Raw genomic sequence first — 24269 nt, 5'->3', positions numbered from 1 at the left:
GAGAGTTTTTTTTAGAGTGATAAAAATCGCTCAATTTAGGTTAAGAAAACTTTTGATTTAAATTTTAAAGACCGTGGTTCAAAGCCCCACGGTCTTTAAAAAATAACTTCTTTTAACTTTTATTCTTTTCTCTTAATACTCCTGCTTGCTCTTATGTTAACGCCTGTTCCAAGAGCATTTTCAAGAATTATATCGTTCATCTTTATAGGCGCTTCAACTTCTATTTTTCTTAACTCATCCATAAGTTGAAATATAAGACCCTTTGGAAATGGAGCATCAGTATAGACAGGAAGTAATGGATGAACACCATTCTTAATCTTAACTGTGGTTGCTACCTTTCTTCTTGGATCTTTTACTTCTTGTTTTGCAAAATCAATCCCAATATTGCACTGATTTCCCTCAACTTTTACAACTTCACCATTCTCAACATAAACAGTAAGCAAACACCCAACAGGACATCCAAGACAGGTAAATTTTCTTATCTCCATATTAGCCTCCAAATCTTTCAACACTTACAATAAGTTCTTTTGCTTTTCTTACTTCATCATAAGCCTTTTGAGGGATAGTGAGCGTTACCATCTCGCCGGGGCGTACGTATCGCTCAAGCTTCTTTGTAATGAGATTCGAACCATCGCTTACCTCAACCCAAACTTTTTCTTCAATTGGTTTATTAACTCTCATCATAAGTTTAACGGGGCCTTTCTCAAGCGCATCACGTTTAAGAAATTGAGGCACAATATGGTGGATATTATTACCGGGAACAAGCCTTACAAATTCTCCTTTTTCTTTTACTTCTCTTACATATCTTGCAGCCCCTTTGCCTGCAGTATAACCTGCATCAGTGACCCAGTCAACAAGATCAAAAATTTGAACGACATTCCCTGCAGCAAAAACACCAGGGATTGAAGTTTGCATTTCCTCATCAACAAAAGGTCCTTGAATCAAAGGATCTATCTTAACACCGAGTTTTTTAGAGAGCTCATTCTCTGGAATAAGCCCTACAGATAAAAGCAAAGTATCTGCAGGTATTATTTCTTCTGTCCCTTTTATAGGATTAAAATGTTCATCGACTTGAACTGACTCAATTGCTTCAACTCTGTTTTTACCTAAAATTCGATTTACAGTGTGACTTAGTTGAAGCGGTATATTGAAATCTTGAAGACACTGCACGTAGTTTCGAGTAAGTCCAGTAAGAAATGGCATTATTTCGAGAACTCGCTCTACCTTTGCTCCTTCAAGTGTAAGTCTTCGTGCCATAATCATTCCAATGTCTCCTGATCCTAAAATAACAAATCTTTTTCCAGGCATAAAACCCTCGATATTTACAAAACGCTGGGCTGTACCTGCAGTATAAACTCCTGCAGGCCTAAAACCAGGTGTCCTAATTTGAGCACGAGTTCTTTCTCTTGCACCCATTGCAAGGATAAGTGATGTTGCTTCAATTTCTTTAAAGCCAAACCATTTGCTTGTAACATAAATTTTCTTCAATGGAGTTATTTCCAAAACCATAGAATCAAGCATAAATTCAACACCAATTGATTCTGCTTCAGTTATAAATCTTTCCGCATAAGATGGACCTGGCAGATCCTCTTTAAATATCTCAACACCAAAACCATTATGAATGCATTGATTAAGGATCCCACCGGGCTCTTTATCCCTATCGACTATAAGAACTGATTCTGCACCTTCTTTCTTTGCAGAAATTGCCGCCGCAAGTCCACCAGGACCAGAACCAATAACAACAACATCATACCTATCTTTCATCTTCTACCTCCTTAGTTTTTCTTAGAAGGAAATAGGAACTGTCACCTTTTTTCGTCACTTCAATCGGAGAAACGCCAAGCTCTCTTGAAAGTATTTCAACAACTCTTGGTGTATCAAATGCACCTTGGCACCTACCTGTGCCAAGCCATGTCCTTCGCTTTATTGCGTCATAAGTCCTTGCGGGAATTGGTGCATGAATTTCTTCAAGAATTTCACCTTCGGTTACGTATTCACAGCGGCAAATAATTCTACCATATGCAGGATTTTTACTGACAAGTTTTGCTCTTTCCTCATTACTCAAATCCCTAAAACGAGGCCTTGGTTTTCTTATAGGATTAAAGTCCTTCTTTTCCTTTAATTCAAGCCCTGAATCTTTTAAAAGCTCTACAACCATTTTTGCAATAGCAGGAGATGCTACAAGACCAGGCGATTCAATCCCTGCGAGGTTGAGGATACCCATATTAGGATTTGCTTCTATAAGATAATCATGATGATAATCAACATTTGGATTTGGAGTTCTTGCATTGCCAGTTGCACGAAGCCCAGCAAAAATTGCTATGACATGTCTTAAATTGTTCACAATTTCTGGCACAAGTTTTGACGCACCTCTAAAGACCTCTTCAAGCCCCTCAGCTGTATTTGATGTGTCTTCCTTATCGGGAACTTCATGAGCGTTAGGACCTATAATTGTGTTTCCATGTATTGTAGTTGTCACCATAATGCCTTTCGTCAATTCTGTTGGGGTCGGAAAAAGCACCTCGGATATTGCAAACTCATTTCTATCAAAAACATAATATTCACCTTTTCTTGGTGTAATCTTAAATTCAGGGTGAAGATTTGCCTTATGCATGATAAAATCCGAATACAATCCAGCTGCATTAATTACCCAAGAAGATAAGAATTCACCTCTATTTGTTTTTATCCCAATTATTCGATTACCTTCAAAAATAAAGTCTTCAAAAGCCGTATCAAGATAAAGCTTAACTCCGTTCATAACAGCATTTTCCATAGGTGCAAAAGTAGCCTGGAAAGGATCTGTAATGCCACCGGTATAAGCAAACATTGCACCACTTACATCCTTATTAATGTAGGGGAGTCTTGACAAAACCTCATCTCTACCTAACATCTCAATCCCCACTACACCATTTTTCTTTCCTCTTTCGAAGAGTTTCTCTACTTCTTTAAGCTCTTCGGGTCCAACCGCAACAACATAATCACCAGTTCTTTTAAGGGGAATGCCAAGTTCAAAAGCAAGTTCATCCCAAAGTTTATTTCCTTTCACATTAAGCTCTGCTTTTAAAGTTCCTGGAATTGGGTCATATCCTGCATGGATTATCGCAGTATTCGCAGCAGTTGTGCCCATACATACATCGGATTCTTTTTCAATGACAGCAACCGAGAGCTCATACTTTGAAAGTTCCCTTGCAATCATAGCTCCAACGACACCTGCACCAATAATAACGACATCAAACTTTTCCATGATACCTCCTATGATCTAATCTTCTGCAAGGTGGAATGATTTTTCTACAGCCCTAAGCCAGTTTTTATATAATCTAAACCTTTCGCTTTCGTCCATCTTTGGAGTCCATTTCTTGTCGACTGCCCAGTTTTTCTTTAGCTCTTCAACTGAGGTAAAGAATTTTACGGCAAGACCTGCTGCATAAGAAGCGCCAAGTGCAGTTGTCTCAATTACCTTTGGTCTTATGACTGGTACACCAAGAATATCAGCCTGAAATTGCATGAGAAGTTCATCTACAACCATTCCACCATCAACTTTTAATACTTCAAGTTTTATGTTTGAATCCTGTTCCATCGCATTTATTACATCCTTTGTCTGATAAGCCGTTGCTTCAAGGGCAGCGCGTGCAATGTGTCCGCGGTTTGCATATCTTGTTAAGCCTACTATAACACCTCTTGCATCGGTTCGCCAATACGGTGCAAAAAGACCGGAAAACGCAGGCACAAAATAGACACCTCCGTTATCAGGGACACTTTTTGCAAGCTCTTCAATTTCACTTGACTTATTTATAATTTTAAGATTATCTCTAAGCCACTGAACAAGTGCACCTGTAATTGCAATGGAACCTTCAAGTGCATAGTTTTGAGGGTTATCACCAAACTTATATGCAACAGTTGTAATAAGGCCACTTGAACTCCGAACAATATGATTCCCAGTATTTAAAAGTAGAAAACATCCAGTTCCATATGTATTCTTTGCTTCACCTACATCAAAACATGTTTGCCCAACAAGCGCAGCCTGTTGATCTCCAAGTGTACCACCAATTGGAATTTCACAATCTAAGAAATCAAGTTTTGTAAAACCATAAAGATTTGGATCAGATGACGGACGAATTTCAGGAAGCATACTCAAAGGGATGTCAAAAGAGTTTAAAATTTCTTTGTCCCATTCAAGATTTTCGATATTTAAAAGCATTGTTCGTGAAGCATTTGTTACATCGGTTATATGCTTTCCACCATTCGGCCCACCTGTAAGAAGCCAGATAAGATATGTATCAATTGTACCAAAAAGTGCGTTGCCTTTGCTTGCCTCTAACTTTACGCTATCCACATTATCAAGAACCCACTTCAACTTCAACAAAGAAAAATAAGTTGAGATTGGAAGTCCCGTTTTTGATTTGAACCAATCATTAAGGCCATTCTTTATGAGTATTTCAACATCATCTTTTGTACGCGTATCTTGCCATACAATTGCGTTGTAAAAAGGCTTTCCGGTATTTTTGTCCCAGACTATCGTTGTTTCTCTTTGATTTGTTATTCCAATTGACGCAATCTCACAGGGAGATATACCTGCACGTTCTATTGCGTCACGAATGACATACTTTGTATTTTCCCAAATCTCAATAGGATCATGCTCAACCCAACCAGGCTTGGGAAAAATTTGTTTGTGTTCTTTCTGACTTGATCCAATAGGATTACCAAACCTATCAAAAATTATAAAACGAGTACTTGTTGTGCCCTGATCAATTGCTCCTACAAATCTCTTTTCCATACATCACCTCACACACTTAAAACGAGCACATCTTCTTTTGAGAAATATATCTTTATTTTATCCCCTATATTTGGAAGTTCCAACTTCGGGTTATTGAAAGTATCACATGAAACAATTGAATCTCCTAACTTAACTTGAATTCTAACAATTGCGCCCATAAAGATAATTTTTGAAACAACTCCCTCAAACGAATCTGTTATAGTTTCATCTGGAACTATTTTTAGACGTTCTGGACGGATTGCAACAGTCACTTTGTTGCGTGCAAATTCTGAAAGGGGATACCCTATATCAAATTTCTGCCCAAACACTTCAAGAACACCTTTTTGTCTATCAACAATTTGGGTATTAATAAAATTAAGAGTGCCCACAAATGATGCAACAAAATGTGTCTTAGGACTATTGTATATCTCCTGGGGCGTGCCAACTTGTTCAATCATTCCTTTATTCATAACAACAACCCTATCCGACATTGTAAGCGCTTCTTCTTGATCATGTGTGACATAAATTGTTGTAATGTTGAGTTTTTGTTGTATTGCACGAATTTCGCTTCGCAATTCAACTCTAATTTTTGCATCAAGTGCAGAAAGAGGTTCATCTAATAAAAGCACTTCAGGATAAATGGCAAGTGCCCTTGCAAGGGCAACTCTCTGTTGTTGCCCACCAGAAAGTTGATGTGGGTAACGCATTGCAAATTCTTGCATGTGTATTAGGTTAAGCATTTCGAGAACACGCTTTTTTATCTCACTTTCGCTTTTTTTCTTTACCCTAAGCCCAAAGGCGATATTTTCAAAAACCGTCATATTGGGGAAAAGCGCATATGATTGGAAAACCATACCTACATTTCTTTTGTTTGGAGGAAGATATGTTACATCAACTCCATCTATGAGAATTTTACCTTCTGTCGGCGTTTCAAAACCTGCAATCATTCTAAGTGTTGTTGTTTTTCCACAGCCAGATGGCCCAAGAAGGGAAACAAATTCACCTTTTTCAACGCTTAAATTAAAATCCATAACTGCAGGAACAGTATTTTCTTTTCCAAAATATTTTTTGACGTTAATAAGTTCTACAAATCCCATATTCGCCTCCATTAATGTATCCCACCAACTTGCTCTTGCTTAACGATAGAAGTCCTATTAACCCACTGAATCACACCCAACGCTCCCCAGGTAAGTGCAAACGATATAATAGCAAGTGCCGCAGGTTCGTATGCTCTATTCTGTCCTAAAAGCGCCATATAAGGACCAAAAGCAGGCCAAGCAAGCATAGAAGCCATTGTAAGTTCACCAATTACAATAGCAAAAGTTAAGAATGTGCCGCTAATTAGCGAACTTCTAAGATTCGGTAATATCACCTTGAAAAGTATTGTAATCCACCCCGCACCAAGGCTTTCGGCAGCTTCAGTTAGACGCTCCACATCCATTGCCATAAGCCCATTATCAACAGAACGGTAAATATACGGAAGTGATAAAACTACATAACCCATAATAAGAAGAAGCGGGGTTCTTGTAAGTTGTATTGGAGGCTTACTATAAAGTCTTATTAAACCAAAAACAAGAACAATGGGTGGCACAACAAAAGGAAGCTGTGTTATAAGTTCCATAACAGGACGAAGATGTTTCAGTCTTAACCTCACCCAGAACGCAGCTGGTACAATTATTAAAAGGCCAACTATAATCGTAAATATAGACATTTCAAGTGAAAAGGTAAATGTTTTATAAAATTGAGGATCTTTTAATACAGACTGATACGCTGCAAAACTTAGAACCCCTTTCTTCATCTTTAAGGAGAATAAAAATGTTGAAAAAAGTGGAAGAAGAAAATAAAACGCACCTAAAAATATCCAAAACCACGCCCAAAATCTACTCTTCTTCATTTTAACCACCTTGCAGTCTTACTCTGCAAATAGTTGTAGCTTAAAATTGTTATACCCATAATAACAATCATACCTAATGCAAGTGCATAGCCAAGACCAACATTATGCAAGATATCTCCTCGGATTTCTGCACCAATAATAATAGGCACTATATTCAAAAATCCTCCCGTTAATGCGTAAGCGGTTGCATAAGCACCAAAGGCATTTCCAAAAAGAAGAACTGTATTTGCTAAAATCGTTGGAAAAAGAATTGGAAGGCCAATATGGAGCCAGTATTGTGTATTTGTTGCACCTAAATTTTCCGCACCTTCAATCCATTCTTTCTTCATTCCCTCAAGTGCGGGTGTCATAAGAAGCACCATCAGAGGTATCTGAAAGTATAGGTAGGTAAGACACAATCCCCAAAAACTATACAAATTAAAACCATGTTCATAGATGTTTATATGAAAGATCTGCTGGATTAAAGCAGTTATAAGACCAACTCTTCCAAGCGTTGATATAAAAGCAAATGCAAGTGGTACACCAGCAAAATTTGAAGCAACACCACTAAAGGTGTTCAGATAGGACTTGACCCATAAAGGCAGACTCCCAAAAGTTGATGCATAAGCAAGCATGAAACCAACAAGTGCCCCAAAAACTGCTGTAAAAAGACTTACTTTTATGCTCAAAAGATAAGCATTCATTATGTATGGCGTGAATAGATCTTTAATGTTTTGTAGAGTGAATTTGCCCAAAGGATCTTGAAACGCTGAGACAAATATAGAAATTGTTGGAAGTATTAAAAATGCAACAACAAAAATAACAAAAGGAAAAAGAAAAAGTACTGTACTTAAAATTGAAAAAGTGGGACGGGGATTTCCCCCGCCCTCCCTAACATTCGTTTCTGCCGCCATTTTACTTTACGTTAACGTTTACTACTTTATCCCAATTATCAACAATATCTTTTTTTGCCTTGGAGATTTGATCAATTGTTGGGAAAATTGCTTTTGCATAGAGTTCAGCTGGAGGAAGTTTCTTTGCAAGATCTTCTGGAATGACATTTCTCTTTGCAAGATCGTTATATCTAATCGGATGGACATATCCTTTCAAATAAAGAAGTTGTCCTTCATCAGAGTATAGAAACTCCATCCAGAGTTTTGCTGCATTTGGATGAGGCGCATAGGCACTTATTGCCTGAACATAAACACCTGCAACAACAGAACTCTTTGGAATTACAACAGATATTTCAGGGTTGCCGTTAAAGTTATCTCTATCGGTAAGTGCAAGATAATCCCACATCATTGCAATTGGAGTTTCCCCACTTGCGATTGTTCCGGGCTTTGCAATAACAGGTACAAAATTGCCAAGCTTATTAAGTTGAGCAAAATATTGAAGCCCAGGCATTACATTATCAAACGAACCACCATTTGCAATTGCTGCTGCAGCAACTGCCATTGCTGCCATTGCAGAAGTTCTTGGATCTCCACCCAATGCAACTTTCCCTTTATATTCAGGTTTTAAAAGATCTGACCAGTCTTGTGGAATATTCTTAATGACGCTTGAATTTACCTCAAATGCCAAAACTCCGTAATAATCACCATACCAATAGCCATCGGGATCTTTTACATCGTTTGGAATTGTATCCCAGGTTTGAACTTTATAAGGCTGAATAAGTCCCTGCTCTTTTGCAGTTGGCCCCCACGCCAAACCTACATCTATTACATCAGGAGCTTGAGGTCCAGTGCTACCTTTGTTTGCCTTTATTGCTTCGATTTCATCGCCAGAGCCTGCATTAGGATCAAGTTCGTTAACCTTTATTCCATACTTTTGAGAGAACGTAGAGATAATCTCTCCGTAATTTGCCCAGTCATGTGGAAGCGCAATAACTGTAAGCTCTCCCTCCTTCTGTGCTGCTTTGATGAGATTGTCAAGATAAGCATTGCCAGTCGATGTTTGCTCCGTCGTTGTTTTCTTTGCACAACCAGTAAATAAAGAAGACCCAACAAATACAACAAGGAGCAACGTGACGATAAATTTTGACGTAAATGTCTTTTTCATACCTACTCTCCTTTCTTAAAGTTTTTACTCCCAGATTATTCTAACACAAAAAATCATTAAAAATAGCAGCATAATGGCCAAATTTACAAAATTTCAAAAACCTCTAAATACCTACCACTTTAAAGGTGTTTCAGGCTCCTTATTTTTTATTAATCTATCTATATTTTCACGCATTGCAATAAGCATAAAAATAGCACCAATGAGTGCAAAAATTGCATAACTTATTGGAAAGGCATTGGGTTTTATAACCGTTGAAAAAAGGAATACAGCAATCGTTAAAAGCCAAGAGAAAATGATATTTGTAAGGCTCATTCTTCGAGTTATAAGAAGAAGTATTGGAAGTGCAGGGAAAAATAGAATAAAATAATGAAGCCCAATAAGTCCAGATATTGCACCATAATAGGTTGAAGCTCCTTTGCCACCTCTAAAACGCAGAAATATTGGGAAAACCTGCCCCACCATTGGAAGTAGTGAAACAATTACAACAAGCCATTGGTTTGAAAGAGAGATTCTTGCAAGATATGAAGGAAGAAGCCCTTTTGAAAAATCAAGAACAGCCGAAATTGTTGCCCAGCGCCACCCCAAGGCTCTTGATACATTTGTTGAAGATGCAGAATGAGAGCCAATTTGAAGCACATCTACTCTATTAATTTTTCCAACGATATAGCCAAAAGGAACCGAACCCAAAAGATATGCAAATATTGAAAGCAAAATAAATTTAAGGTGTTCGCTCATTTTTTATCCTCCTTAAAACCCTTTCGTTTACAGGGGTTTTAATTTTAAGCTCCCTTGCTAACTTCACCACTGCTCCTGTATAGTAATCAATCTCATCAATATTTCCCTTCTCTTTTGTCCCCCGTAATTTTAAAACAAGGTTTGAGATAAAACTTCGAAATGGGAGCATTAGAAATATCGGTGTGTATTCAACTATGCTTGCAAAAAATTGAACAGGATAGTGAGGAAAATTTAAAAACCTGTGTCCACTTTTCTTGACAACTTGAATATATTCCTTTAAGGCAAGCATCTCTTCAATAAATGAATCTTTATTACGCAAGCCCTCATATAGGTCGAAGCCCATTGAATAAGACGGAATTCCTATTAGATTTGTAAACAACTTTGAAAACTCCATATTTTTTACGTTGTCCTCGGAAACTTTTGTAAACTCAATACCGATGGTATTAAAAACATCTTCTAATTCTGTTGTATCATCAATTCCATAAAAAACCCCAAATGCAATTCTAACAGGACGCCTGTATGAAATGATAACTGAACTCAAATCTCTACTTTCTTTTACCGCATTGAACAAAACAAGACGAATGATCCTTAAAGATGTAGGCACGGATCCGTAAATCTCTTTAACAGTTTCTAAGGCATCCTCTCCTGCATTAAATCCGTTCTGAGATAATATAAGGTACTTTAGATTAGATATTTTGGGAAGATACTCCTTTAAAATTGGTGAAACAGGATTTTTGGTTGTAAGAATTACTGCTTCAAATTCTTTAATTTTAGAAATTTCGTCTGACCCAAGAAGATTAACTTCAAACTTCGTTATATTACCGTTAATTTCAACAAAAACTTTGCCACTTTTAACTAAAGGTAGCGTCGTCCTTCCTGCAACACCATAAACTTGACTTGCCCTTTTTAACTCTTCTGCAAAAAGAGTCCCCGTGCGCCCACCTGCGCCTACAACCAAAACATTTCTCATCAGATACATTATAGGTAAAATTAAGATAAATTAAAAAAGCCCCTAAGGGGGCTCAAAAGGAGGCTTAAGAAAAGATAGAATTTATATTGATCGTATGATTCTTTTTGCTTCAGGAATTTTTGATGGACTCATACTCAATTCATCAACACCCAAATTAACAAGTATTGGTATTGCTTCAGGATCGCCTGCAAGCTCGCCACAGACTCCTGTCCATTTTCCTTTCATATGAGATGCATCAACGGTAAATTTAATGAGCTTTAGTATTGGACTATCGAGAGGTCTATAGAGATATGAAAGATTTTCGTTAGTTCTATCTGAAGCATAAGTATATTGAGTTAAATCATTTGTTCCGATGCTAAAGAAATCAACATAATCTACAAGCTCTTCCGCATTGAGTGCAGCAGAGGGAATTTCAACCATTATTCCTACTTTTATATTTTCATTAAATGGAATATTTTCTCTTCTAAGATCCTCTTTAACTTCATTAAGAACTTTGTTTGCCTCAATTATCTCGTCTTTAATTGCAATCATTGGATACATAATGAGAACATTACCGAACGCGCTTGCTCTAAGTATTGCCCTTAGTTGAGTCTTAAAGAGATCTTTTTCTTTGAGACATAATCTTATTGCTCTAACCCCCAAGAATGGATTTAGCTCTTTTTCGAGGTTTAAATATGGTATTTGCTTATCCCCACCAATATCGAGTGTTCGAATAATTACAGGATGCGGTTTAAAGCGCTCTGCAACAATTTTGTATGCTTCAAACTGCTCCTCCTCTGTAGGGGGAGTGTCTCTATCCAGGAATAAGAATTCAGTCCTGTAGAGCCCTACACCTTCTGCCCCCATCTCGAGAGCCTTATCAACATCCTTGGGAGAGCCAATATTTGCAGCAACCTCAATCCTTTTGCCATCTTTTGTGTAGGCAAACTCTTTAGCCTTTTCCTTTAGCAATCTTTCCTCTTCCTCTTTTTCTTTCTTAAGATTCGTATACTGCTTTTTAGTTTCTTCCGCAGGATTGACAAATACATCTCCATTTGTTCCATCGATTATGAGTTCATCACCATCATGAATGCTTTCAAAAAGTTCTTCGACACCAACAACAGCAGGAATCCCCAACGCCTCAGCAAGAATTGCCGTGTGTGATGTTGGCCCTCCCTTTTCTGTTATAAAACCTAAAACATTTTTCCTATCAAGTGATGCAGTGTCAGAAGGAGTTAAATCCACAGCAACAACAATTGACTGAGGTGGAAGATTCGATAAATCAACTTTAGGGACATTAAGTATATTACGGAGAAGGGAATCTAATATGTCGTATAGGTCTTGTGCTCTTTCCTTCATATATTCGCTTTGAAGATTCTGGAGCGCTTCTATGAATTCCTCAAAAGCAGATTTCACAGCATAAGGAAGGTTATATTGAGATTCAAGATATTTATTAATTTTCTCTTGAAGTGTTGGGTCTTCAAGAACTAAAAGATGCGCTTCAAATATTTCTGCTTCCTTCGGATTTGATTTTTTAAGGTTTTCATATGTTAATTGAATTTCTTCTTTTGTCTTTTCAAGGGCTTTTTCTAAAATCTTCTTTTTTTCTTCAATTGGAACACTATCTTTGCTGTTATTAACTTCAATTTTTCTTTTCAGGTATACTACTGCAAAACCCAATGAAATACCTTTAGAAACCGGAATTCCTTTTAAGTGCTTCATTCCGCATCTCCAAAATTATTATTTACCAATTCTTCTATTGTTTTTAAGGCCTCTTCCTCATCAACTCCATCAACGGTAACAGTAATTGTACTGCCTTTTTCAGCTCCAAGTGATAGAACTCCAAGAATACTTTTTGCAGAAACAACTTTCCCATCTTTTTCGATTTTTATGTCACTTTTAAACTTACTTGCAGTTTGTACCAAAACTGCGGCAGGTCTTGCATGTAACCCAACTTTGTTTTTGACAGTAAAGGTTTTCGTTAACATAGCATCACCTCGAAGAAACAATTTTTCATATATTAACAAAGTCTCCATTATTCTCTATTGATTTATAAATACTTTCTATTACTATTTGATCTTTGTATGCCTCTTCAAATGTAGGAGTTCCCAAAGGCACAAAACCATCAATTAAACTCTTAAAAAACCAAACAAGACCAGTATAATGCAAATCAACCATTTTCCCCATAGAAAGTTTAGAATCTGGATATATATTTTTAACCTCGTTAAAGAAAGGTTCTTCCTTAAGAATCTTTTCATCTAAATAAATTCTTTTTCCATTTTTGTCAAAAACTTCAGACTCGTTAGGATTTTCTGAATTTATCTTAATTGCACCTTCACTACAATAAATAACAAAATCCGCTCTGTCATTTCCAACAGCAACTCTTGAAACTTCAACTACTCCCTTAGCGCCATACTCCGTTTCAACCATTATATAGCCCCAATCATCTACATCTACATTTATCTCTTGAGAAGAATCTTCCAATTTTCTTCTTTTAACAGTTGTTCCTGCAAATGCACTTACTCTTACAATCTCCCCAATGAGGAATCTTACAAGATCAACAAGATGAACCCCCAAATCTACTATGGCACCACCGCCACTCTTATTCTTCTCTAACCTCCAAGAGATAGGTCTTAAAGGATTCAGGTATCCTGAATGAAGCATCTCAAAGTGAAAGGAATTAACCTCACCAATAATCCCACTCTTAATTATCGCACGCGCTTCAGAAACCGCTCTCATAAACCTATAGACAAGTGCAACCTGATTTTTCAAAGAAGTTCCTTGAGCTAAATCTACTAACTCCTTTGCTTGAATTGAATTCATAGTTAAAGGCTTTTCACAATAAACATTTTTCCCATGGTTTATGCTTTCTAAGGCTTCTTCAAAATGCAAATAGTTAGGAGTACAAATATCTACAACATCAATATCAGGATCTCTTAAAATATATTCAAGATCATCTACTACATTCTCAAAACCTATAAGTTTACCTAAAGACTCTTTTTGCTCCCTGTGAGTAGTGTAAAGAGTCTTTAAATTAACCGTAAAGGTAGAATTCCTATAAATTATAGGGAGACTTTTTATTGCAATTAGATGATTTTTTGCAATCGCACCAAGACCAATTAATGCATAGTTTATGTTTTTCATTTATTTGTAAAGTTCTTATTCTGTTTATATAAAGAATACAAAAAATATAGGGAGAGAAATTTCTCTCCCTATCCCTTAAGGTAATCCTATTTGCTCTGGTTTAATTTAATCGTTACATAGCTTGCAAGTCCTAATAATACTACAGCAAAAATGATAGTTCCAATATAAGCCCCCACAATGCCCATTCTTGAAATTAACCCACCGACAATACCTGACCAACAAAAGTCAGTATCTCCGAAAGTGGTATTTGCAAGCCCTAAGGTTCCCATATATGCTAATAGTAGCGCCGGCAATACAGTTATAAGTATACCATTTACAAAAGCGCCAAGAATTGCACCTCTTCTACCACCTGTTGCATTCCCATAAACGCCTGCGGTTCCACCATCAAAGAAATGAGGAATCATTCCCGGAATAATTAAGGCAAGACCCAAAGGACCCATAAGGAACATTCCAACTATCCCTCCAACTACGCTTGAAAGGAATCCCACGATTACTGCAGTGGGCGCAAAAGGAAATACTGTAGGGCAGTCTAATGCAGGTATGGCATTAGGAATTATCTTTAAAGCAATCCCTTGGAACGCCGGCACAATCTCACCAAGTATCATTCTTACGCCATAAATAATAATAGCAATAGAAGCACCAAATGTAAGTCCTTCCATTAGTGCATACATTATGTAATTTCCACCATTTGAATATTTAGAAAGAACAGTTGGTCCAGCCAAAATAGCCAAAGCAACATAAATAATAATCATAACGATGCTTGTCGTAACAATGGGTTCCTTTAGAAAGTTCCATTTCTCTGAAAGTTCTATTTCTTCTGTGGATTTACTTCCTTTACCTAACCATTTTCCAACAAGAGCAGACATAATATATCCCAAAGTATTCAGGTGGCCTAGCGCAAAACCTGCGTCATTTGTAACTCTCTTTGTAAAAGGATGAACAAGTGCAGGCATAGCTGTCGCCACTGTACCCAACATTATTGCCCCAATAATTATTTGGTTAGCACCTTTTATTCCGGCTGTTCCTATAACCACGGCTAACACTGTCGCAAGATAAAGCAGATGGTGACCGGTAAGAAACACATATTTTGCTGGTGTAATCCAGGCAAATACCAGGTTAAATAAAAATCCCAAAGCCATAATAGCTGCTACCTGTTTTCCGAAAGACTGCAATGCAAGAGCAACTATCGCCTCATTCGTTGGAACTACACCATGTAAGTGGAAAACCTGCTGAATAAGATCACCTAAAGGAGACAAAGTTCCTATAACAAGCGTAGCACCTGCAATCAAAATAAGAAATCCAATAATGGTTTTTAGTGTTCCTGTTAGGACTTCACTAAAGGATTTTTTCAAAGCAATCAAACCAATAAGAGCCATCAAACCAACAAGCAATGCTGGCTTACTTAAAATCTCATCTACAATAAATTTTATAACTGACATACAACACCTCCTTATTTAAAATTTTTGCGTACTTTTCGAATGGATCAGCCCCTTTATCACCTCCTTTCTAAATTTCTAATTTTCCTTAAGAATATCTTGCAGTTTTTCTTTCATCTCATTAACATCAGTATAGTTCTTGATTGTTATAACTTTTATTCCTTTTTGTGTAAATGACTTTGCAAATTCAAACGATGTAACAACGAGATCAACGTCCATAGAAGTAGCAGAAGCAACATCAGCTACTTCTACAGAAGCATTAACTCCCATCTCTTTAATTACTTTTTCTAAAGTCATTTTTAAAACTAGTCCAGAGCCTAAACCCATCCCACAAACTGCAAGTATCTTTAGCTTTTTTTTAGCTTTATCTTCCATAATTCCTCCTAATTATTAGTTAATAAATTTAGAACGTCCTCCAAAGTCCCTCGTGCTAAAATATCCCAATTCTTTTCGTTCATAAGTATCTCACTCAATTCAGCCATTGTGCCAATGTGACTCCTGTCATCGGGTGTTGCAAGAGTGATTATTAAATTTACTGGGTCATTGTCAGGATGCCCAAAGTAAACAGGCTTAGATAATCTTAAAAAACTAATGGCAAGTCTATTCACACAATTTCCCTCGTTTCTTGCATGTGATAGTGCAAAATGAGGTGCAATAACAAAATAAGGACCATTTTTATGAAAGGAATCTATTATAAGTTTACAGTACTCTCTAGTTACAGCACCATTTTTTACCAACATTTCACAACCTAAATTAAGAGCCTCCTCTGCATCGCTTACCTCTACATCTAACAATATACAGTCCTTGGAAATCACTTTAGATAAATTACTCTTTTTATTATTTTTAAATGTTTCACTCATTTGCATAATCTCCTTTCTTATAAATCTAAGGTATTTATTAATTATTGTCAACAAAACTTTTGTAGCAATGTGGTCAATAATTATGATAAATTATTAACTTATCTTAACAATACTTAGTCTGAAGTTAACAATCTCAGGATTTTATCTGATTGGTTTGACTCTAAAATCTCTTTGGCTATGTCTGGTTTATTGAGTTTTTCTATTACCTTGTACAACATTTTGCCATCTTCTTCTTTGTTTGATATGGCAGGTAATACCACAATAGAGACTGGAACAGATTTATTTTTGTCACTTGTAAGATTAAAAAGAAGAGGCTTTTTTAACAACACTATAACAATTACACTCTTTAGCGTATACTCACTTTCTGCATGCGGAATGGCAAAAGGGATAGGGCTTTCAATGCCTGTTGGAAATTTCTTTTCTCTTTCTAAAACAGCTTCAACGAAGCCATTTTTTACATAGCCTTTATCTATAAGTTCCTTGCCGATTGTTTTTACCAGTTCTTCCTTATTTTTAAAAGAGTCTTTTATATATACAACAAACTTGTCATTCAAATTGTCACGGGAATCTGATATTTTTGATTTTGTAATTTCTTTTATCCTTTCCCTTATTATTTTTACATCTTCCCTCATAAGTAAAGGAGATACTACAATCGTAGGAATATTTGATAAATTAAAATTAATGTGAGTTGTAGATATTATAAGATCAACATCGGAAGGAATTTTGTTATCTAGGGTTTCCTTAAAGGAAAAAGTTTCTACAATATCAAGATTAGGGAATTCCTGAATTAGTCTATAGTAAAGTATCTTTGAAGTTGCTATACCCATTGGACAAATGACAATGGTTTTTATCTTACGAGGCAACTTTGCAGATTCAAGCAATGCCATTATATAAGTTGCAATGTATCCTATTTCCTCTTCAGGAATTGCGACCCGAAAACTTCGAAAAAGATTTTCGCTAACCTTTTTTGCAATACCAAAGGCAAAAGTATATTCCCTTTTTATTGTTCTAAGAAGAGGATTTTCAATGTTAACCCCTAATTTGATTTTTTCCACAGCTCCCTTTAGATGCATTGCAAACATCTTCATCAGTTCAGGATCTCTTTCTATGACGAAGCCAAGAGAACTTTCTGCAAAATCAATTATTTCTCCAACCTTTTTTAGGTATATCTCTGGTATTGATTCAGAAGGAATATTTTCAAAAGATTCTGCTCTGATTGAAAGAAATTTTTTAGTTAAGAAAATGATTTCTGAGTTATCTAATTCAATTTTTAAATTATTTTCAAGGATTTTTAAATTCCGACTAATTGCGCCATATTCTTTCGTATTTTCAATTGTTTTTGATGTTTCATCCTCACAAACAATGCGAAAACCCCTTAAAATACGCTCTAAAGTTATGTAAATATCGAGTGCAAAGCTAAACATATCTTGAGGGTTAATAACTACTTTTAGATCACTAAGTACACCCTCAACGAACTTTTTAATCGTAGGAAAATACGATGTTTTTAAAATTCTAACACCAAAGATATTCTGTCCGAAAGCCTGGGAATCATTATGGCTTGAGAATTTTATCGCAATGTTATCAAAATTATAAGAAAGGATATTTTTGATAGATGATTTTATAGCACTTCGTATATCATACTCTTCTCCTTTTATTACATAACCTCTTCCTGGTTCACCAATGAGAATGATATTAAAATCTTTAAGCCATTCTCTTATTTTTTTAATGTATGCATTGATAGTAGGTCTTGATTTGTCCAAAATATCGGAGAGTTCTTCAATTGTGGGAGTTCTCTTGCTTGCAAGAAGTAGATAAGAAGCAAGCCAGATTTTATTTTCGGTACTGTTAAAGATATCTTCTGTGATTCTTAATTCTTCCTTTAGAATCTTTTTCTTTTCATTGCTTCCCTCAATCTTTATGCCAACATTAGGCCGAGCAACAATGCTGAGCTCATAGTTCTTTAAAAAATCAGAAATTGATTGCACATCTTTTCTTAAAGTATTAATGTTAATACCTGTATCCTCCGACACTTTCTTTAAAGAAACTGGATAATCACATTCAAGAAGATATAGGAGCGCCTTTAAAATCCTTCCTTTGATTTTTACCATCTCTTACTTTGAGATCTCTCTTATCTCTCTTAGTACGCTTGGTGCAATCTCGCGGTAATCCTTTTTTAAAAGATTCTCAAAAGTTCTTAAATCGCCTTTAGCCTCTTCAAAAAGATTTGCCAAATCAGGATAGTTATCAATAAGATACTCATATACTTTTGGATTTTTTATTTCATAGGAATATAAAACAGACTTCTCAATAAGCTCATTAATCCTTTTTAAAACAACAATTGATGGCAAATGCAATTTATCTATAATCCTTTTTACGCTTGTTGGTTTAAATTCAAGTACCGAAAGAAATTTTAAATCTTCTTTATTAAGAGATATATTTTCACTCCCCTCAGTAAAATTAACAAATTCGTTTAGAAGATATGCTAATTTAGGAAATTCCTTCTCAACATCTTTTACAATTTCAATTGCCTTTTCAGTTTCTTTTTCAAAATCTGATTTAAAATAAACTTGTTCATGCTTTACAAAATCAAACGTTTCCGAAGTTATTGCGATTTCTTCAAGTGCATCCATATCGTGGTAGTCGTTATACTCGGCATAAACAATGCGCCCTTCCTTTAAAAGGATATGATTTTCTTCTTTGCTTCCAATGTACAAAAATCCCGAATACTTATTTTCATATATGAGTTCCAAAATCTGGGAAAGACGCATATCTTTCCATAAGGTTCCTTTAAGCATATTTTATTATATTAAAATTCTTCAATGCTACAAATTTATCTAAGATACTTTCTTGCAAAAATTTCCAAAAAATATAAAATATTAAGTGATGGAACATATAAAATTTTATTTTGGTATTTTTGGATATTTATTTGTTGGGGTTGTTTTATTCTTGATTCTTTTGGGAAAATCGTCCAAAAAAGTTCCCATAAGAAGAAAATATTCTGTTAATAAATTTATCGCTATAATTCCTGCTCATAATGAAGAAAATGTTATTGCAAACTCAATTCTTTCTGTTAAGAAAGCAGGCTTTGATAAAGTAGTTGTAATCCTTGACAAATGCACCGATGATACACCTATAATTGCAAAGAGCCTGGGAGCTGAAGCCATGTTTGTAAATTTTAGATCAAAAGGGCGTTCTCTTGCATATGCAATCCCCCAAATCGTTCAAAAATATGGAGAAGATGCATTCTATATGATTTTTGATGCAGATAACGTAGTTGAAGAAAAATACATAGAACACATAAAACCATACGTTGAGTCTTATCCTGTGATTCAAACAAACCTCTACAACCTCAATGTAGAAGGAATTATCCCACGCATGTATATATTTATGGATGCAATATATCTTAGGATACAAAAGGCGCTTACCCTTCTTGGGCTTTCTTCTATCATTTCAGGCTACGGTTGGGGAGCATACGGATGGGTTTTTAACAAGCACAAATTTAACTGCAATTCTGTTCTTGAAGATTTCGAATATACGGTAAAACTTCCGTTAAAGGTAACATTCGTAGAAGATGCAACAGTCTTTGACGAAAAACCTGTTAATTTTATCGCTTCTTTTAGGCAGAGACTACGCTGGTATAGAGGATATTTCTATACAGTATTTAAAGTAAACGGAATTGCAAAAAATCTTTACACTATTCCATTGATTGTTTTTTCAGGAACAGGGATTTTGAGTTTTCTTCTCTCACTACCAAATCCACTTTATATTTCAATACCTGTAGTCGTGTTTGTTCTACATACACTTTTTTTCTTGCTTCCTCTAAATGAGAGGGAGTTAAAAGATGTAAAATGGTACGATATATTCCTCATATTCTTCTTTAATATGACAAATCTTGCTGCAATACTTACCGCAATGTTTACCTATAACAAGACCGAATGGATAAGAACGCCACATGTATTCAAAGTAAATATTTAGGCTCCATAAGGAGCCTTTTATTTTAAAATAATCTTCAAAATTTAGACTTGTATTTTAGAATTTATATCCAAATTTCCTTAAAAGTTCTTTTCTTTCTTTTACATGCTCTTCGCTTTCAAACCCTTTTGGTTTCACACCATCAACAACTCCTAAAACTGCCCTTCCAAGATCTGTTTCTGCAACAATAACTTGCATAGGATTTGCTGAGGCTGCGTATATATTGCAAACCTCCTGGACATTCTTTATCGCATTAAGCACATTTATCGGAAATGCACCTTTTATAAAAATAATGAAGAAGTGCCCTGCCCCAACCTCATAGGCATTTTTCTTTGCAAGCTCAACAAGTTCGGGATCATTCCCTGCAAATCGTACAAGTGCCACACCTGAAGCCTCATTAAAGGCTAATCCAAATTTCACACCTGGGACACTTCCCACAATTGCTTCACTCAAATCCTCAACTGTTTTAATGAAGTGTGATTGACCAAGAATGCAATTCATATCCTCTGGCTTTTCTATTGGTATAACTTTAATTTCAACTCCCATAATTATTACCTCCTTTCATCTTTTTACATTATAATTTAAAAAATTAATTTGTAAAAGGAGGAAATCTTGGAAGAAAAAACGCTTAAAATTAGCAAAAAGGCATTTATAAACACGCTTATAATTCTTTTTGTCCTTATGGTTGTTGCTCTTATTATTACTTATTTAATTCCATCAGGCTCATACAAAAGGGTTATAACAAATGGCATTGAAACAATTAACCCGAATTCGTTTACATTTGTTCCCAAAATTTATTTACCCATATATAAACTCTTCACAGCACCCATAGAAGTGCTTTTCTCAAAGGACGCACCTCTTGTGGTAACTATAATAATTTTCATCTTATTTGTTTCGGGAAGTTTTTCAGTATTATCCAAGGCAAATATCGTTAAGGCAATAATTCTCTCAATTACAAAAAGATTTGAGAGAAGGAAGTATCTCCTTATTGCAATTGTAATTTTCATCTTTATGTCACTTGGGGCAATACTTGGACTATTTGAAGAGATGATACCATTGGTACCACTTGTTGTTTCACTTGCAATTTCTATGGGTTTTGATGACCTTACGGGCCTTGGAATGAGTTTACTTGCAGTTGGCTTTGGTTTTAGTGCTGCAATTTCAAATCCATTTAGCATAGGTGTTGCACAAAGACTTGCAGGTCTTCCACTATTTTCGGGCGCATATCTAAGAATTGTATTTTTTATTTTAACTTATTTTATAACAACACTTTTTGTAATAAGTCATGCAAAATCAATTGAGAATAAGGATACAAGAGTCAATCTAATAGAATACGCTTCGAATCCAAAAGAGTTACGTGCAATCCGTTTCTTTGCGTTGTCACTTGTGCTTATGCTTGCTGTGGTTATAATTACACCATTTAATGGAACGTTATCGCAAATATCTCTTCCTCTAATAACCCTCATATTCTTGATTGCGGGTTTTGGCTCAGGAATATTTGCGGGACTCACCATAAAGGATACATTCAAAACATTTTTTGAAGGAATTTTAAATGTTGCACCATCAATCATATTAATCCTTATGGCTGTAAGCGTTAAACATATCATCGAACAGGGAAACGTTATTGATACAATACTCTATTTTGCACAGACATACATTTTAAAAACTAATCAATATGTTGCAGGTATCGTTATGTATATCACAACCCTTATTCTAAACTTTTTCATCGGATCGGCATCTGCTAAGGCATTTCTTGTAATACCTATACTTGCACCTCTTTCAGACCTTGTAGGACTTACAAGACAGGTTGCGGTAACCGCTTTTTGCTTTGGCGACGGTTTTTCAAACCTTCTTTATCCTACAAATGCAGTGTTAATTATTGGTCTTAGCCTCGTGGATATGCCATATCCTAAGTGGATAAGATGGACAATAAAAATACAGGCAATAATTTTTTTAGTTTCAATGCTATTCCTCATGTTTGCAATTAAAATACATTACGGTCCATTTTAAAAATTTGGAGGAATAAATGAAGGAAAAAATCATTTTTGATTATGAAAGTGCTAAAAAACGATTTAGAGCTCATTTTGAAGAATTTAAAAGACAATTTTCAGACGTAGCAATTGAATCAATTCCTATTGATGAAAATGACAATCTATTTATTGATATAATAAGAATATTCAAAGACAAACCCAAAACTCTAATTTTTACTATTGGAGAACATGGTGTTGAGGGAATCTTTGGCTCATTTATAATGGAAGTATTTATTCAAGAAATTTTGCCTATGCTCAATTTGGAGGACACATCAATTATACTTGTTCACCCAATAAATCCATTTGGAATGAAGTACCTTGAAAGAACGAATAAAAATAATGTAGATCTCAATAGGAACTTCCTTAATTCATGGGATAATATTTTCAAGAACACAGCATATTTAAGTTTGCGGGACGTTTTTGAAAAAAGTGGAAGCGTTGAAAATTTGGTAGTAGAAAGAATCAAGTATTACAAAGATGTCTTAAAGATTCTCATACAGGGTAAGACAAAACTTGTAAAAAATGCACTCCTCATAGGACAATACGAAAGTCCCAATGGACTTTACTATGGAGGGAAAGACTATGAAAAAGAGACACTACTGATGATAAAACTTTTTGAAAATGCGTTTAAGATATCAAAACAGGTTGTTCATATCGACATTCATACAGGTTATGGACCCAAAGATACGATGTCTGTTGTTAATTCACATCTATTTGTTGAAGATTCAAAAACATTTGAGAAAGAAATCAACTATTCCCCCGTTGTAAAAAGCGAAAATAGTGAATTTTATTCAATGAGCGGAGACATGATAGATTATCTTTACACTTTAAGAAATGAAAAATTCAGAGATACAAAACTTTATTCTGCCAGTTTTGAATTTGGCATCCTCGGAGATTCCATATTAAACGAAATAGAAGCACTTTTTAGAGCAATAATCAATAACAGATTGAGATTTTATGGAAGCAAAAATGATAAGATTAAACAATATGTAAAAAAATTGTATTTAGAGGCATTTTGTCCCACAAGTGAAGAGTCAGTTAAAAAAATGTATTCTCAATTTAAAAGGGCAATTTTGGGCATACTAAAGAAAGAAGGACTTATTTCAAACAAAAATCTTTGATTTAAAGAATTATTCAGCTTGACAAATAAAATTTTAGGTATATAATATAACAAGAAAAACCAAAAAATTACTGTAAATTGGCATTGAAAGAGGCATTGATATGATAAGTGCAAAAATTACAAGAAGGCAATTGCAATTTCTTGAGGCAGTTGTAAAACTATACAAAGAGACTGGTCTTCCTGTTTCTTACAAGGATATTGCTTCAAAATTGGGTGTAAGTAGATGGACTTCATATGATATTTTACAAGAACTCTATAAGAAGGGCTTTCTTTCCATAAAGTATAGACCCGTAGGTGGACCTGGAAGATCTGAAATTCTCTATGAGCCAACAAGTGGTGCAATAGAAAGAGTTGATAGTGCAAATCTCTTTTCCCCTATCTCTACAATGGGAAAATGGTTTATTGAAACGCAGAAAAAAATTGAAAAATTAAGCGTAGATTCAGCAATAAATTTTGTTTACGAACATATAAAAAGTGAGCAAAACTCACTTATTGTATTACTTTATACACTTGCCTTAACAGTAATTCTTACAGAAGTTTTTAACGTAGAACTTAAAGAAATGGTGAATGTAAAGGCAATTCTCAATTCAAATACCTATGCACCTGCTGTGCTTATGTTCCTTGTTGAATCAATCTATGGACTTTTTGAAAAAAATATAGATTCCGAGAAGATAAAGCTTGATCAAGGCGAGTTTAAAAAGTTAGAAGAAATCGTAAAAAAATTCAGGGATAGTACATCTCAAGTCTCACCTTCCTTTCAGGATAGAATTTTAAAGCTTGTAAGTGCTTTATTATAAAGGAGGTGAAAAATATGTCTGTTGGGCAAGCGCTCAAAAGAGTTGCCCTTACTAAGACGGTTGAATGGGCTATTGGTTATCTTGAAAAGGACCCCGAAAGAAATGTCAAAAAAGTCGTTGAGATTCTTTACAATGCATCAAATACATTTAACCTCCCACCAGTTTTCAAGGATCAACTAAAAGGAGTTAAAACCCTAGTTGATAATAATAGACCTGGTGCACAGCTTTTGATTAACCTGTTAAAGGATACAAATCCTGAAGTTGCAAAAAAGCTTGCAGTTAACTTTATTGTAAATGCTGCTTGGTGGGGTGTACCAATCCAAAGAGAAACAACAAAGAAAGAGGGTTTCAATGTCCCTTGGTTTATGCTCGTTGACCCAACAGAAAGGTGTAATTATAACTGCATTGGATGTTGGGCAGGTTCCTACGATAGAGCACATGAACTCTCCTTTGAAAGATTTGATAGGTTAATGAATGAAGCAAAAGAACTTGGCATTTACTTCATCGTTGTCTCAGGTGGTGAACCAACAATATATCCTCAT

General features: G+C 35.4%; 24 protein-coding genes. 5 read left to right on the top strand and 19 right to left on the bottom strand.

Annotated features, from left to right (window positions below):
* Nucleotides 1-119 precede the first annotated feature (119 nt).
* The 18 genes from ACP5SP_RS04950 to ACP5SP_RS04865 form a co-directional block, all read right to left on the bottom strand.
* Nucleotides 120-488, bottom strand: a complete 369-nt coding sequence (locus ACP5SP_RS04950) for a DUF1667 domain-containing protein (RefSeq protein ID WP_416085629.1) — start codon at nt 486-488, stop codon at nt 120-122.
* Nucleotide 489: 1 nt separating this feature from the next.
* Entirely contained in the window at nt 490-1764 is a 1275-nt protein-coding gene (locus ACP5SP_RS04945) for an NAD(P)/FAD-dependent oxidoreductase (protein ID WP_416085628.1), read from the bottom strand.
* A complete protein-coding gene (locus ACP5SP_RS04940) occupies nt 1754-3244 on the bottom strand; it encodes an NAD(P)/FAD-dependent oxidoreductase (protein WP_428066881.1) in 1491 nt (496 codons plus the stop codon). Before ACP5SP_RS04940 ends, ACP5SP_RS04945 begins: the two co-directional genes overlap by 11 nt.
* 15 nt (nt 3245-3259) lie before the next feature.
* Nucleotides 3260-4774, bottom strand: a complete 1515-nt coding sequence (gene glpK / locus ACP5SP_RS04935; RefSeq protein ID WP_424606905.1) for a glycerol kinase GlpK — start codon at nt 4772-4774, stop codon at nt 3260-3262.
* An 8-nt stretch (nt 4775-4782) separates the two neighbouring features.
* Nucleotides 4783-5850, bottom strand: coding sequence for an ABC transporter ATP-binding protein (locus ACP5SP_RS04930; protein ID WP_416085625.1), 1068 nt, complete (start codon nt 5848-5850; stop codon nt 4783-4785).
* Between the two features lie 11 nt (nt 5851-5861).
* Nucleotides 5862-6647 carry an ABC transporter permease gene (locus tag ACP5SP_RS04925; RefSeq protein ID WP_416085624.1) on the bottom strand — a complete coding sequence of 262 codons (786 nt, stop codon included), beginning with the start codon at nt 6645-6647 and terminating at the stop codon, nt 5862-5864.
* Nucleotides 6644-7540 (bottom strand): ABC transporter permease, encoded by an 897-nt coding sequence (locus ACP5SP_RS04920; protein ID WP_428076118.1) that lies wholly within the window; start codon nt 7538-7540, stop codon nt 6644-6646. The genes ACP5SP_RS04925 and ACP5SP_RS04920 overlap by 4 nt, the downstream gene beginning before the upstream one ends.
* A gap of 1 nt (nt 7541) precedes the next feature.
* A complete protein-coding gene (locus tag ACP5SP_RS04915; RefSeq protein WP_416085622.1) occupies nt 7542-8684 on the bottom strand; it encodes an ABC transporter substrate-binding protein in 1143 nt (380 codons plus the stop codon).
* Between the two features lie 111 nt (nt 8685-8795).
* Complete coding sequence (locus tag ACP5SP_RS04910; protein WP_428076117.1) at nt 8796-9419, bottom strand: glycerol-3-phosphate acyltransferase; 624 nt, start codon at nt 9417-9419, stop codon at nt 8796-8798.
* Complete coding sequence (locus ACP5SP_RS04905; protein ID WP_428076116.1) at nt 9403-10389, bottom strand: ketopantoate reductase family protein; 987 nt, start codon at nt 10387-10389, stop codon at nt 9403-9405. Before ACP5SP_RS04905 ends, ACP5SP_RS04910 begins: the two co-directional genes overlap by 17 nt.
* A gap of 81 nt (nt 10390-10470) precedes the next feature.
* The gene (gene ptsP / locus ACP5SP_RS04900) at nt 10471-12090 is read right to left on the bottom strand and encodes a phosphoenolpyruvate--protein phosphotransferase (protein ID WP_428076115.1); all 1620 of its coding nucleotides are present in this window, start codon (nt 12088-12090) and stop codon (nt 10471-10473) included.
* Entirely contained in the window at nt 12087-12356 is a 270-nt protein-coding gene (locus ACP5SP_RS04895) for an HPr family phosphocarrier protein (RefSeq protein ID WP_416085618.1), read from the bottom strand. The genes ptsP and ACP5SP_RS04895 overlap by 4 nt, the downstream gene beginning before the upstream one ends.
* A gap of 25 nt (nt 12357-12381) precedes the next feature.
* Nucleotides 12382-13512 carry a Gfo/Idh/MocA family protein gene (locus ACP5SP_RS04890; protein ID WP_424587205.1) on the bottom strand — a complete coding sequence of 377 codons (1131 nt, stop codon included), beginning with the start codon at nt 13510-13512 and terminating at the stop codon, nt 12382-12384.
* An 86-nt stretch (nt 13513-13598) separates the two neighbouring features.
* A complete protein-coding gene (locus ACP5SP_RS04885; RefSeq protein ID WP_428076114.1) occupies nt 13599-14951 on the bottom strand; it encodes a PTS ascorbate transporter subunit IIC in 1353 nt (450 codons plus the stop codon).
* A gap of 75 nt (nt 14952-15026) precedes the next feature.
* Nucleotides 15027-15323, bottom strand: coding sequence for a PTS sugar transporter subunit IIB (locus ACP5SP_RS04880; RefSeq protein ID WP_428076113.1), 297 nt, complete (start codon nt 15321-15323; stop codon nt 15027-15029).
* 8 nt (nt 15324-15331) lie between these two features.
* The gene (locus ACP5SP_RS04875; RefSeq protein ID WP_428076112.1) at nt 15332-15808 is read right to left on the bottom strand and encodes a PTS sugar transporter subunit IIA; all 477 of its coding nucleotides are present in this window, start codon (nt 15806-15808) and stop codon (nt 15332-15334) included.
* A 113-nt stretch (nt 15809-15921) separates the two neighbouring features.
* Entirely contained in the window at nt 15922-17916 is a 1995-nt protein-coding gene (locus ACP5SP_RS04870; protein ID WP_428076111.1) for a BglG family transcription antiterminator, read from the bottom strand.
* Nucleotides 17917-17919: 3 nt separating this feature from the next.
* Entirely contained in the window at nt 17920-18603 is a 684-nt protein-coding gene (locus ACP5SP_RS04865; protein ID WP_424597287.1) for a DUF4388 domain-containing protein, read from the bottom strand.
* Between the two features lie 88 nt (nt 18604-18691).
* Between ACP5SP_RS04865 and ACP5SP_RS04860 the strand changes: the two genes are divergently transcribed.
* On the top strand, nt 18692-19783 hold the full coding sequence (locus ACP5SP_RS04860) for a glycosyltransferase (RefSeq protein WP_428066860.1): 1092 nt from the start codon (nt 18692-18694) through the stop codon (nt 19781-19783).
* Nucleotides 19784-19837: 54 nt separating this feature from the next.
* Here the strand turns inward: ACP5SP_RS04860 and ACP5SP_RS04855 are convergent, their stop codons facing one another.
* Complete coding sequence (locus ACP5SP_RS04855; protein WP_416085610.1) at nt 19838-20326, bottom strand: adenosine-specific kinase; 489 nt, start codon at nt 20324-20326, stop codon at nt 19838-19840.
* A 66-nt stretch (nt 20327-20392) separates the two neighbouring features.
* Between ACP5SP_RS04855 and ACP5SP_RS04850 the strand changes: the two genes are divergently transcribed.
* From ACP5SP_RS04850 to ACP5SP_RS04835, 4 genes are all read left to right on the top strand, one after another.
* Complete coding sequence (locus tag ACP5SP_RS04850; protein ID WP_428076110.1) at nt 20393-21790, top strand: YfcC family protein; 1398 nt, start codon at nt 20393-20395, stop codon at nt 21788-21790.
* A 16-nt stretch (nt 21791-21806) separates the two neighbouring features.
* A complete protein-coding gene (locus ACP5SP_RS04845) occupies nt 21807-22931 on the top strand; it encodes a M14 family metallopeptidase (protein WP_424587082.1) in 1125 nt (374 codons plus the stop codon).
* 100 nt (nt 22932-23031) lie between these two features.
* Complete coding sequence (locus tag ACP5SP_RS04840) at nt 23032-23727, top strand: hypothetical protein (RefSeq protein ID WP_428066855.1); 696 nt, start codon at nt 23032-23034, stop codon at nt 23725-23727.
* A gap of 14 nt (nt 23728-23741) precedes the next feature.
* Nucleotides 23742-24269 (top strand): radical SAM protein (locus ACP5SP_RS04835; protein ID WP_428076109.1); only part of this gene is annotated, 528 nt, incomplete at its 3' end.

Origin of the sequence: Caldisericum sp. (assembly GCF_049967455.1) — a bacterium.
In the GTDB taxonomy this organism is placed as follows: Bacteria; Caldisericota; Caldisericia; order Caldisericales; family Caldisericaceae; genus Caldisericum; species Caldisericum exile_A.
This window is presented reverse-complemented; position numbering and strand designations above follow the sequence as displayed.